This window comes from Thauera phenylacetica B4P (assembly GCF_000310225.1).
Classification (GTDB): Bacteria; Pseudomonadota; Gammaproteobacteria; order Burkholderiales; family Rhodocyclaceae; genus Thauera; species Thauera phenylacetica.
Genome location: NZ_AMXF01000133.1, coordinates 1 through 11,066 on the forward strand (window position 1 = coordinate 1; position 11,066 = coordinate 11,066).

At 72.3% G+C, this 11,066-nt stretch carries 12 protein-coding genes; 8 read left to right on the top strand and 4 right to left on the bottom strand.

Going from position 1 to position 11,066, the window contains the following annotated elements; translation table 11 throughout:
* The coding region (locus C667_RS15095) for a ComEC/Rec2 family competence protein (protein ID WP_004367923.1) at positions 1-561 on the top strand (561 nt) is incomplete at its 5' end.
* Positions 562-1,122: 561 nt separating this feature from the next.
* Positions 1,123-2,109: an alpha/beta fold hydrolase gene (locus C667_RS15100; RefSeq protein WP_004367924.1), complete on the top strand. Its 987-nt coding sequence runs from the start codon at positions 1,123-1,125 to the stop codon at positions 2,107-2,109.
* Positions 2,110-2,212: 103 nt separating this feature from the next.
* On the opposite strand, the gene rsgA is transcribed toward C667_RS15100, so the two are convergent.
* Both rsgA and C667_RS15110 read right to left on the bottom strand, forming a co-directional pair.
* On the bottom strand, positions 2,213-3,157 hold the full coding sequence (gene rsgA / locus C667_RS15105) for a ribosome small subunit-dependent GTPase A (RefSeq protein ID WP_211207721.1): 945 nt from the start codon (positions 3,155-3,157) through the stop codon (positions 2,213-2,215).
* A gap of 5 nt (positions 3,158-3,162) precedes the next feature.
* A complete protein-coding gene (locus tag C667_RS15110) occupies positions 3,163-4,449 on the bottom strand; it encodes a M48 family metallopeptidase (RefSeq protein WP_039921743.1) in 1,287 nt (428 codons plus the stop codon).
* A gap of 192 nt (positions 4,450-4,641) precedes the next feature.
* Between C667_RS15110 and orn the strand changes: the two genes are divergently transcribed.
* Complete coding sequence (gene orn / locus C667_RS15115; RefSeq protein WP_004367927.1) at positions 4,642-5,190, top strand: oligoribonuclease; 549 nt, start codon at positions 4,642-4,644, stop codon at positions 5,188-5,190.
* A gap of 34 nt (positions 5,191-5,224) precedes the next feature.
* Positions 5,225-5,386: a hypothetical protein gene (locus tag C667_RS26040; RefSeq protein ID WP_004367928.1), complete on the top strand. Its 162-nt coding sequence runs from the start codon at positions 5,225-5,227 to the stop codon at positions 5,384-5,386.
* A gap of 19 nt (positions 5,387-5,405) precedes the next feature.
* Here the strand turns inward: C667_RS26040 and C667_RS15120 are convergent, their stop codons facing one another.
* Positions 5,406-7,064, bottom strand: coding sequence for an ArnT family glycosyltransferase (locus C667_RS15120; protein ID WP_004367929.1), 1,659 nt, complete (start codon positions 7,062-7,064; stop codon positions 5,406-5,408).
* A 179-nt stretch (positions 7,065-7,243) separates the two neighbouring features.
* The gene (rpmE, locus tag C667_RS15125) at positions 7,244-7,462 is read right to left on the bottom strand and encodes a 50S ribosomal protein L31 (protein WP_004367930.1); all 219 of its coding nucleotides are present in this window, start codon (positions 7,460-7,462) and stop codon (positions 7,244-7,246) included.
* Positions 7,463-7,643: 181 nt separating this feature from the next.
* On the opposite strand from rpmE, the gene C667_RS15130 reads away from it, so the two are divergent.
* The 4 genes from C667_RS15130 to C667_RS15145 all read left to right on the top strand — a co-directional run bounded on the left by C667_RS15130 (position 7,644) and on the right by C667_RS15145 (position 11,027).
* The gene (locus C667_RS15130; protein ID WP_004367931.1) at positions 7,644-8,666 is read left to right on the top strand and encodes a tRNA dihydrouridine synthase; all 1,023 of its coding nucleotides are present in this window, start codon (positions 7,644-7,646) and stop codon (positions 8,664-8,666) included.
* Positions 8,667-8,676: 10 nt separating this feature from the next.
* Positions 8,677-9,354 carry a tRNA (guanine(46)-N(7))-methyltransferase TrmB gene (gene trmB / locus C667_RS15135; RefSeq protein WP_004367932.1) on the top strand — a complete coding sequence of 226 codons (678 nt, stop codon included), beginning with the start codon at positions 8,677-8,679 and terminating at the stop codon, positions 9,352-9,354.
* 78 nt (positions 9,355-9,432) lie between these two features.
* A complete protein-coding gene (locus tag C667_RS15140; RefSeq protein WP_004367933.1) occupies positions 9,433-10,194 on the top strand; it encodes a YecA/YgfB family protein in 762 nt (253 codons plus the stop codon).
* 473 nt (positions 10,195-10,667) lie between these two features.
* Positions 10,668-11,027, top strand: a complete 360-nt coding sequence (locus tag C667_RS15145; RefSeq protein ID WP_004367935.1) for a YkgJ family cysteine cluster protein — start codon at positions 10,668-10,670, stop codon at positions 11,025-11,027.
* The last annotated feature ends 39 nt before the right edge of the window (positions 11,028-11,066 follow it).

Genomic DNA, 11,066 nt, shown 5'->3' on the forward strand with positions numbered 1-11,066 from the left:
GCGCGCGAGCGCGCGGCGTGGGCGGCCCGGCTGCCGCAGGGGCGCGAGCCGGTGGACTGCGCACGCGCGTCGGCGTGGGAGCGCGACGGCGTCCGCTTCGAGGTGCTGCATCCCGCGCCGGAGCGCCTGCCACGCGGCGAGGTCTCCGGCGCTCACGACAACGACGCCTCGTGCGTGTTGCGCGTCTCGGGCGTGGCCGGTGCGCTGCTGCTCAGCGGCGATATCGGCACCGTGGCCGAGGCGCAGCTGATCGCACGCCATCCCGCCGGCAGCCTGTCCGCGGCGGTCGTGGTCAGCGCGCATCACGGCAGCCGCTCCTCGTCCTCACCCGGCCTGGTGGACGCAACCCTGCCGGAACACGTGATCCATTCCGCCGGCCATCGCAACAGCTTCGGGCACCCCCACCCCGAGGTGTGGGCGCGCTGGGCGCAGGCCGGTGCGCGCAACTGGCGCACCGACGCGCAAGGTTCGATCGCGCTGGAGTTTGCCGCCTCGCCCGAGGAGGGCGTGGAGGCGAGCGCCGAGCGCGCGACCCGGCCGCGCTACTGGCACGGCCGCTGAGGCGGGGCAGGAGCGGGTAACGGCAGGCAAGGGGGCGTCGAGGGGCCGACGCGCGTGCTGGTTCCGGGGCGCCGCCTTCGCGCCTGCCGGCGCTCCTACATAAACCATCGCGGCTCGGGGCGGCTGGGGCGGGCTGTGGAGCTTGCGACGGCCTCGCCCCTCAATCCAGCGCCCGCGGTAGTGTAGGAGCGCCGGCAGGCGCGAACGCAGCCGTGGCGATGGCACCACGGCTCGGCGGGTTGTAGGAGCGCCGGCAGGCGCGAACGCAGCCGTGGCGATGGCACCACGGCTCGGCGGGTTGTAGGAGCGCCGGCAGGCGCGAATGCAGCCGTGGGTGGCCCGCCTGCGTCGACTTCTCACGCGCCGCCTTCGCGCCTGCCGGCGCTCCTACAGGAGGCGGGGCGGCTTCGATTCTCTCTTGTAGGAGCGGCGGCAGCCGCGAAAACGGCGGTGCGCAAAGCGATGCGTGCCCGGCCGGATCATGTTGTCGATGCGTCCGGGCCGCCTCGCTTCGGGCTAGACTTGCAGCCACCCGAAGCCCGATCGGAGTGCCTGCGCCTCATGTCCCTGCTCGATTCGCTCAAGGAGCTCTTCCGCCCGTCCGGGGCGCCGCGCGTCGCCGACCGCAATGTGGTGCAGGGGGAGCAAACCCTTGCCGTGCGGCAGCAACCCAGCACCGGCATCCCGCCCCAGCCGCGCGCGCGGCGGGTGCTGTGCAGCGGGCCACACGGACTGCACAACACGGCCTACACCGAGTGGGGCGACGCCAAGAACCCGCGCGTGCTGGTCTGCGTCCACGGCCTCACCCGCAACGGCCGCGACTTCGACGATCTCGCGCGCGCGCTCGCCGACGAGTACCGGGTGGTCTGTCCGGACGTGGTCGGGCGTGGACGCAGCGACTGGCTGGCGGACAAGGCGGACTACGGCTTCCCGGTCTACGTGGCCGACATGCTCACCCTGATCGCCCGCCTCGACGTCGAGCAGGTGCACTGGGTCGGCACCTCGATGGGCGGCATCATCGGCATGCTGCTCGCCAGCCAGGCCGGCTCCCCGATCACCCGCCTGGTATTGAACGACGTCGGCCCGGTGATCACCGCCGCCTCGCTGCGCCGCATCGGCCAGTACGTCGGGCGCGCGCCGCGCTTCGCCGACGTGACGGCGGCCGAGGCGTACATCCGCGAGGTCGGTGCGCCCTTCGGCGCCCTCACCGACGCGCAGTGGCGCCACCTCACCGAATATTCGGTGCGCCGCATGGACGACGCCGAGGGCGGCTACGCGATGATCTACGACCCCGGGCTGGGCGAGGTCTTCCGGCTCAACCCGGTCCCGGTCGATATCGACCTTTGGCCGGTGTACGAAGCGATCCGCTGCCCGACGCTGGCGCTGCGCGGGGCCGAGTCCGACCTGCTCGAGGCGAGCACGCTGGCGGCGATGGGCACGCGCGGGCCGCGGGCGCGGACAGTGGAGTTTTCCGGGGTCGGCCACGCGCCGATGCTGATGGACTCGGCGCAGATCGCCGTGGTGCGGGACTTCCTGCTCGGCACCTGAGTGCGCGGCGTCCGGCTGCGGCGGGGTGGGCACGATGGGCGGTCGCGGAAGGTGAGGCCCGCGATCGTCGTCCCGCTCGGGCAAGGCGCCCGCGCACGGCGGGCTACCAGCCCGGGTTCAGCCGCCGCGCCGCGGCGATCTCGCTGCGGATGGCGCGGAAGTGCTCCCAGCGCCGCGGGTGGATGGCGCCGGCTTCGAGCGCGCCGAGCAGCGCGCAGCCCGGCTCGCTGTCGTGGCGGCAGTCGCGGAAGCGGCAGCGCCCCAGGTGCGGGCGCAGCTCGACGAAGGTCTCGGCGAGGTCTTCCGCCGCGAGGTGGGCGAGCCCGAAGACCTGCAGGCCGGGGCTGTCGATCAGCCAGCCGCCGGCGGCCTCGTCGGCGGTCACCGGCAGGCGGTACAGGCGGGCGAAGGTCGTGGTGTGCTTGCCGGAGTCGAGCGCGTCCGAGATCTCGCGGGTGGCGGCCTGGGCCTCGGGCACGATGGCGTTGGTGAGGGTCGATTTGCCCATGCCCGACTGGCCCACGAAGATCGCCTGCAGGCCGGCCAGGCGAGCGCGCAGCGCATCCGCGCCCTGCAGCGCCGACACCTCGACGACCTCGTAGCCGAGCTTGCGGAAGGGCTCGAGCTGGCGGCGCGCGGCCTCCAGGCGCACCACGAGGTCGACCTTGTTGAGCACGATCAGCGGCACGATGCCCTGGCTCTCGGCCGCGGCGATGCAGCGCGACACCAGCAGGTCGGAGAAGCCCGGCTCGGTGGCGACCACGATCACCAGGTGGCTGAGGTTGGAGGCGATCAGCTTCTCGCGGAACGCATCCGAGCGCCACAGCAGGTTGCGGCGCGGGTGCAGGGCCTCGATGACGCCCTGGCCGTCGCCGCCGGGCACGAGCTCGACCTCGTCGCCGCAGGCGTAGCTGCTCTTCTTCCCGCGCGGATAGCACTGCAGCCGGCCGCGCGCGGTGTCGACCTCGTAGTGGCGGCCGAAGGCGGCCACGATCAGGCCGTCGATGCGGCCTTCGGCGATGGTGCCGGCGTGGGTGCGCTTGCGCATGCGGCTCACCGTTGCAGCGCCTGCAGGCGCGCGATGCGCAGCGCGGCGGGCGGATGCGAGTCGTGGAAGCGCGAGTACAGCGGGTCGGGCGTCAGCGTGGAGGCGTTGTCGCGGTAGAGCTTGACCAGCGCGCTCACCAGCTTGCCGGCGTCGGCGTGGCGGGCGGCGTAGGTGTCGGCCTCGAACTCGTGCTTGCGCGACCAGTGGCTCAGCACCGGTGCGAGCGGGAAGCTGAACACCGGCAGCACCAGCGTGAACAGCGCGAGCGCGCTCGCCAGGTCGCTGCTGTGCATGCCCAGCCCGGAGAAGAACCAGGGCTGCTGGGCGAGCCAGGCGAGGAGCGCGAGCACGCCCAGGCTGGCCGGGGCAAGCACCGCGAGGCGGTGCACCAGGTGGCGGTGATGGAAGTGGCCGAGCTCGTGGGCGAGCACCGCCTCGACCTCGTCGGCGTCGAGCTTGTCGAGCAGGGTGTCGAAGAACACGATGCGCTTGGCCGCGCCCAGCCCGGTGAAGTAGGCGTTGCCGTGCGCCGAGCGGCGTGAGCCGTCCATTACGAACAGGCCCTTGGCGCGAAAGCCGCAGCGCGCCAGAAGGGCCTCGACGCGCGCCTTCAGCGCGGCGTCGGCGAGCGGGGTGAAGCGGTTGAACAGCGGCGCGATGAAGGTCGGCCAGATCACCATCGCGAGCAGGTTGAAGCCGAGCCAGAAACCCCACACCCAGGCCCACCACAGCTCGCCCATCGCCAGCGCCAGCCACAGCACCGCGGCGAGCAGCGGCAGCCCGATCAGCGCGGCGAGCGCGGCCTCGCGCGCGGTGTCGGCGAGGTAGAGGCGCAGCGTCATGCGGTTGAAACCAAAGGCCTTCTCGATGCCGAAGGTGCGCAGCAGCGCGAAGGGCAGCTCGAACAGCCAGCCGAGCACGCCCAGGCTGGCGAGCAGCGCCACGCCGTGGCCGAGCCCGCCCGCAGGCAGCACGCCGGCCCAGGCGTCGTGCACCGCCTGCAGCCCGCCGCCGAGTGTGAGCAGCAGCACGAAGCCGGCATTGGCCACGGCGTGGAGGGCCGACATGCGCGCGCGCGCGAAGGTGTAGTCGGCCGCGCGCTGGTGCGAGTGCAGCGGGATCGCGTCGGCGAAGGGCTGCGGCACGGCGTCGCGATGGCGGCGCACGTGGTGGGCGTGGCGGTGCAGCAGGCCGAGGCCGAGCACGGTGCCGGCGATCAGGAAGGCCAGGAACACCACGGAGAAGGGCGGCAAGGCGAGCGGCGACAGCAGGAGGGAGGTCGAATCGGTCATTGCGAAGCGCGGGCGGTGGATGAAGGTCGCGGTTCCCGACATGCAGTCAACACGGCGCGCGGCGTCGTCTTGCGCGGTCCGTGACGGCCTGCCGCGGTCGTGGCGTGCCGAAGCCGGCAGCCTGTGCGATCTGTGACACAATCGCGCCCTCGATTGTTTCGCAGGAAGGCCCTGAAAAAGGGCGGACGGATTATGGCACAGGACCCGAAGACGCTGATATGGCTGGACATGGAGATGACCGGCCTCGAACCCGATTCCGACCGCATCATCGAGATCGCGATCGTGCTCACCGACGAGGCGCTCGAGGTGATCGCCGAGGCGCCGGTGATCACCGTGCACCAGCCCGATAGTGTGCTCGACGGCATGGACGAGTGGAACCGCAACACCCACGGCAAGTCCGGGCTCACCGCCCGGGTGCGCGCCTCCACGATGTCCGAGGCCGAGGCCGAGGCGCAGGTGCTGGCCTTCCTGCGCGAGCATGTGCCCGCGCGCACCTCGCCGATGTGCGGCAACTCGGTGTGCCAGGACCGCCGCTTCCTGGCGCGCTGGATGCCCGAGCTCGAGGCCTGGTTCCACTACCGCAACCTCGACGTGTCCACGCTCAAGGAGCTGGCGCGGCGCTGGCGCCCGGAGATCTACGTGGGGGTGAAGAAGGCGGGCAGCCACACCGCGCTCGCCGACATCCACGAGTCGATCGCCGAGCTGCGCCACTACCGCGACCACTTCCTGCGCCTCGCCTGAGCGCGGACGGAGAACCGGAGGCGAGGAGCTCGCCATGAGGATCGACCCCGCGAGGCTGGCGAGCGGCCTGCTCGCCTGGGTGCGCCGCCACCGCCGCCTGCTGATCGTGCTCGCGCTGCTGTCGCTGTTCTTCAGCGTGCTGGGTTATTTCACCAACCCGGTGTCCTTGCCGGGGATGTGCAGGATCTACGGCTGAGCGCGCCGGGTGGCTGCGCTCAGCGCCCGGCGCGGCGCAGCAGCCGGAAGGTCTCGGCGCGCTTGCCGGCGCCGCGGCGGTATTCCCACACGGTCTCCCATTCGGGCGCGAGCGTGGCGGCCTGGCCGCGGCGTTCGACATGCACCAGCAGCAGCGCGCAGGGTGTGGCGCCGGCGTCGATGGCGCGCGCGCGCAGGCCGGCGAAGTAGTCCATCGACAGCTTCATGGCGTCGGGCAGGCCGGTGGTGGCGATGCACTCCTTCGGCTGCGCGCCGCGCTCGCCGCGCACCGCGAGCTCGAGCGACTGCACCACCGTACGATAGCTGCGGCCATGGTCGAACCAGGGCATCAGCAGCACCACGGCGAGGCTCCACAGCATCACCAGGCCGATCGTCCAGTTCGCCGGTGCGCGCGCGGGCGAACGCGGCAGGCGCGCGACCAGCAGGATCCACAACGCGCTGATCGCCACGCCGGCGAACAGGCGCAGGTTGGCGTCGGGCGGCACGAAGCCGGGGGTGTTGCGGGCGACGTGGCGGGCGAGGCCGGTCGGCCAGCCCGCGACCTGGGCGCTCCATGCCAGCCACACCAGAAGCCCGAACACCGCCAGGCTCATCAGCGAGAACCAGTCGAGCGCGCTCGCGGCGCCGCGGCGCAGGCTGGCGACGCCGCCCGCGGCGAGCAGGGCGAGCGCGGGCACCAGCGGGATCAGGCGAGCCTGGGAGAGATCGTCGATCGCCACCAGCCAGGCCAGTACCAGGACTACGCTCGCCAGCGGCAGCAGGAGCGCCAGCTTGCCGGGCTGGCGGCGGCCCCGCCATAGCGCCCACAGGGCCACCGGCCACAGCGGCCACATGAACCAGGCGCCGAGCTCGAGCAGGCGCGGCAGCTCGGCGGGGCGCAGCATCGGGCCGGTGATCCATTGCCATTCGTTGCGCAGCCACAGGCTGAGGAGCTCGGGCTGCTGCAGGTGGAGCGCCAGCGGCCACAGCGCGGCGATCGTCAGCGCCACGCAGAGGCCGAGCAGCAGCGCGCCGCTCGCGCGCGGGCTGCGGCAGTCGGCGCTCAGCAGCATCGCCAGCGGCAGTAGCGGGGCGCTCATCCACAGGCCGCCGAAACCCGCGGCGAGGAAGGCCAGGCCGCTGCCCGCGCCCGCCTTCAGGCCGCCGGCGAGCGGACGCGTCGGCAGCTCGGCGAGGCCGGACACGGTGAGCGCGAGCATGGCGAAGAGGGCGAGCAGGGGTTGCGTCTCGTGTGCATGCAGGACGAGGCCCAGGGTGCCGAGTGCGAGCAGCGCCGCGGGCGTGCGGGCGGCGCGACCATGCAGGGACTCGGCTGCGCGCGCCAGCCACCAGATCGCCAGCGCAACGAAGAAGGCGCTCGCGAGGCGGGCGCCGGCGTGCGCAGGCAGGAATGCGGCGGTGAGCGCGGAGAAGGCCGAGGCGACCCAGTAATACAGCGGGGGGTGCTCCACCAGGGGCTCGCCGGCGAGCAGCGGAAACAGCCACGACTCGCCGCGCAGCATCGACAGGACCGGGCCGAAATGGCGCGCGTCGTCGCCGCGCCAGGGGTCGTGCGAGGTCAGGCCGACGAGCAGGTACAGGCCGACCAGCAGGGTCAGGCCGACCGTGCCGTAGACGCGGCGCTGGAACAGGGTGGGCGTGGCGGGATCGCGGATCATGCGGGCATTGTGCGTCGGAGTGGCTGCGGGGACCAAGCGCGGCGGAGGGGGAGGGCGGAGTGGGCGCGCGCCTGCCGGCAGCGGGCAACAAAAAAGGCAGCTTGCGCTGCCTTTCTCGGTGCCTTGCGGAATCCTGCCGCGACCGCCCGGGGCGGTGCGGATTCCGGCTGCGCTGCGGATCAGCTCGCGCGCTGGACGTTGCCGTACTTCTGGCGGAAGCGCTCGACGCGGCCGGCGGTGTCGACGATCTTCTGCTTGCCGGTGTAGAACGGGTGGCAGGCCGAGCACACTTCGACGTGGTACTGGGGCTTGCCCATGGTCGAGCGCGTCACGAAGGTGTTGCCGCACGAGCAGGTGACGCTGACGTCGGCGTACTTGGGATGGATGTCCGCTTTCATGGTGGTTTCCTGAATCTTGCGGGCGGAGGTTGTGACCGCCCTGTGTCGTAAAGGGCGGCATTATCCGTCAGCCGCCCGATCCTGACAAGGAAAAACACGCCCCGGAGGCCGCGCCGGGGCGGTTTTTCGGCCAGCGACCGGTACAATCGCGCGCCTGATCAACCAGCGAAGGGGACCCAGCGTGCGCCTGCTGCTCGCGCCCATGGAGGGCGTGGCCGATTTCGTGCTGCGCGACGTGTTGACCGCGATCGGCGGCTACGACCTCGCGGTGTCGGAGTTCGTCCGCGTCTCCGGCACCCTGCTGCCGCGACGCATGTTCGAGCGCATCTGCCCCGAGATCCTCCACGGCAGCCGCACCGCTGCGGGCACCCCGGTGGCGGTGCAGCTGCTCGGCAGCGATCCGGCCCTGCTCGCCGCGAACGCGGCGTGCCTGGCCGCGCTGAGTCCGCACGGCATCGACCTCAACTTCGGCTGCCCGGCCAAGGTGGTGAACCGCCACGGGGGCGGTGCGATGCTGCTCGACCGCCCGCGCCTGCTGCACGACATCGCCGCCGCGGTGCGCGCCGCCGTGCCCGCGGACATCCCGGTGAGCGCGAAGATGCGCCTGGGCATCACCGACCCCTCGCGCGCGCTCGATTGCGCGCAGGCGCTCGCCGAAGGCGGCGCGCAGGCCATCGTGGTGCATGCGCGCACCCGCGAGCAGGGCTACCGCGCGCCCGCGCACTGGGAGTGGGTGGCGCGCATCGGTGACGCAGTGCGCGTGCCGGTGACGGCCAACGGCGAGGTGTGGAGCGTGCACGACTGGGCGCGCTGCCGCGCGGTCTCCGCCGCCGCGGACGTGATGATTGGCCGCGGCGCGGTGTCCGATCCCTGGCTTGCGCGCCGTATCCGCGGCGAGCGCGCCCCCGAGCCGGACGAGCGCGACTGGGTCGAGCTGCAGCCGCAGCTCCTGCGCTACTGGGAGGGCGTGCAGGGGCGCGCCGCGCCGGTGCACGCCTGCGGCCGGCTCAAGCTGTGGCTGGGCATGCTGCGGCGCAACTACCCCGCGGCGGGCCGGCTGCACGAGGCCGTGCGCCGCGTGGTCCACCCCGCGCGCATGAACGAGGAGCTGCGCCGCCATGGCATCCCCGCGCGCGACCTCCCGCCCGTCGCCGCTGTCGACGCGCCCCGGCAGACCTGCCCCACGACGTGTCCCGACCGATGAGACCGGCCCGATGAGCTACGCCAACTCCCGCATCCCGCAGAGCGCCCAGCAGGGCGTGCACGAGGCGCTCGCCGAGCGCGTGCGCAAGCACCTCGAGCATCCCTTCCGCAAGCCCTGCACCGACTACAACCGCGCCGCGCTCGCCGAGGCGCTCGCCGGCTGGGACCGCCGCGCCCCGCTGATCCTCGACGCCGGCTGCGGCGTCGGCCACAGCACCATCCAGATCGCGCGCCAGTTTGCCGACCACTGGGTGATCGGCGTCGACCAGTCCGCCGACCGGCTCGCCCGCCGCAAGCCCTATCCCGAGGCGCTGCTGCCGAAGAACATGGTCTTCGTGCGCGCCGACCTGGTCGACTTCTGGCGCCTGCTCGACGAGGCCGGGCTGCGCCTGGCGCGCCACTACCTCCTCTACCCCAACCCCTGGCCCAAGATCGGCCACCTCGGCCGGCGCTGGCATGCGCACCCGGTGTTCCCGTGGATCCCGCGCCTCGGCGGGGTGCTGGAATGCCGCAGCAACTGGAAGGTCTACATCGAGGAATTCGCCTGCGCGCTCGGCCTCGCGCTGGGGCGCGAGGTGGCGTGGGAAGGCTTCGAGGCGGTCACGCCGCTGACCCCCTTCGAGCGCAAGTACCGAGACTCGGGGCAGCCGCTGTATCGCATCGGGCTGGATCTCGCGGCTGCCGGCTGATTCCGCAAGATCGTGCTTGCCCGCCGCGCCGCCTTGGGCCACCCTTGGCGCCGGTCACAGGAGATTGCCATGAACGGTATGGAAGATAAGGGCGTGGACGCGTCCGCGCTGCGCACGATGAGCGACGAGGATTTCGAGGCGCTGGAAGAGATCCTCACCTCGGACATCGTCCCCGAGGACTGCATGGACCTCGAGATACTCGACGGCTACCTCGCCGGCGTGATGATCTCGCCGCGGCCGATCGCGCCCGAGCGCTGGATGCCCGGCGTGTGGTCGGCGCACGGCGACGAGGCCGGCTTCGGCTCGGGCAGCGGATTGCAGCGCGCGATCCGGCTGGTGAAGGCCTATCACAACGAGCTGCTGGCCACGCTCGGCCTGGACGACGAGGACGAGGCGTGCTGGGAGCCGTTCTGCTTCGCGGTCGCCGAGGGTGACGGGCTCAAGCTCGGCGAGGCCTGGGTGGATGGATTCGCGCAGGGCGTGGACCTGTGGCCGGAGGGCTGGGAGGAGGGGCTGGACGCCGAGGCGGTCGAGGCCGTGCGCGAGACCCTCGACGAGGTGCTCGCGCCCTGGGGCGAGGAGGACGCCGCCAAGGCCGACGACGAGACCCGCCTGGGCTGGCTCGCCGACGTCGGCGAGGCGGTCAACGACATCTTCGCCCACTGGCGCGACCTCGGCCTGCCGGCCGCCGAGCCGCTGTCGACCGAGGCCCCGCGCAAGCCCGCCAGCGCCGGCCCCGGCCGCAACGACCCCTGCCCCTGCGGCAGCGGCAAGAAGTACAAGAAGTGCTGCGGCGCCAACGGCGCCGAGGCGGAGGGCGAGGGCGAGGCGGAGGGCTGAGGCGTCAGGAGTGAGGCGCTCCGGCCGCCGGGCAGGAGCGCCGGCGGTGGTTGGCCGCGTCGGTCGCGTCGGTTGCTCGGCGGCCGTTTTCGCGGCTGCCGCCGCTCCTACAGGGGCGATGCGGGCGGGCGGGGGACTGGGGCCCGGTTGCCGGTTGCCGGTGTCCGCTAGCCGTCCTTCCGCGGTGTCGATGCCCCCGCAGGAGCGGTGGTGGGTGTGACTGCGGCGGTGGGCAGCGCCGGCCGCGTCGGTTGTTCGGCGGTCCTTTTCGCGGCTGCGGCCGCTCCTGTAGGGGGCTGCGGTGGGGAAGGGGCGGCGGGTGCGATGCGAGGCGATTCTCCACTGCTGGAAATGTTTCGGAAAATGCTTCCAGGTCGCTGAAAACAAAGCGCTTTACTCCCCTTTTCGGGCGTTCGGGCGGCGCTAGAATGCGTCCCCCGCGGCCGTCGGCCGGTCCTCTGCGCGCTCCTTTCATGGACGACTTCAACCCCTGCCTCGACTGCTGCATCTGCTGCACGCACTTCCGGATCTCGTTCTATTGGGCCGAGGCGGACGACGCGCCGGGCGGCTTCGTGCCGGCGGAGATGACCGAGAAGCTGAACCACAACCTGCGCTGCATGAAGGGGAGCAACCAGGTGCCGCGGCGCTGCAGCGCACTCACCGGCGAAGTGGGGCGTGGCGTGGCGTGTTCGATCTACGCAAACCGCCCCACACCCTGTCGCGAATTTCCCGTCTACTTCGAGGACGGTACCCCCAACCCGAAGTGCGACGAGCTGCGCGCCACCATCGGCCTGCCGCCGCTGCCGCAGAGCCCGCTGCCGCGCGCGGCCTGATCGCCGGGGCGCGCACGCTCAGCCGCTGCGCGGCCGGCA

What these genes read in the sequence shown, in the direction of transcription:
- rsgA (WP_211207721.1), bottom strand. Translation starts at nt 3,157, where the DNA reads ATGCGCAAGCGCACCCACGCCGGCACCATCGCCGAAGGCCGCATCGAC.
- rpmE (WP_004367930.1), bottom strand. Translation starts at nt 7,462, where the DNA reads ATGAAAGCGGACATCCATCCCAAGTACGCCGACGTCAGCGTCACCTGC.
- C667_RS15100 (WP_004367924.1), top strand. Translation starts at nt 1,123, where the DNA reads ATGTCCCTGCTCGATTCGCTCAAGGAGCTCTTCCGCCCGTCCGGGGCG.
- orn (WP_004367927.1), top strand. Translation starts at nt 4,642, where the DNA reads ATGGCACAGGACCCGAAGACGCTGATATGGCTGGACATGGAGATGACC.
- C667_RS15140 (WP_004367933.1), top strand. Translation starts at nt 9,433, where the DNA reads ATGGAAGATAAGGGCGTGGACGCGTCCGCGCTGCGCACGATGAGCGAC.
- C667_RS15120 (WP_004367929.1), bottom strand. Translation starts at nt 7,064, where the DNA reads ATGATCCGCGATCCCGCCACGCCCACCCTGTTCCAGCGCCGCGTCTAC.
- C667_RS15110 (WP_039921743.1), bottom strand. Translation starts at nt 4,449, where the DNA reads ATGACCGATTCGACCTCCCTCCTGCTGTCGCCGCTCGCCTTGCCGCCC.
- trmB (WP_004367932.1), top strand. Translation starts at nt 8,677, where the DNA reads ATGAGCTACGCCAACTCCCGCATCCCGCAGAGCGCCCAGCAGGGCGTG.
- C667_RS15145 (WP_004367935.1), top strand. Translation starts at nt 10,668, where the DNA reads ATGGACGACTTCAACCCCTGCCTCGACTGCTGCATCTGCTGCACGCAC.
- C667_RS26040 (WP_004367928.1), top strand. Translation starts at nt 5,225, where the DNA reads ATGAGGATCGACCCCGCGAGGCTGGCGAGCGGCCTGCTCGCCTGGGTG.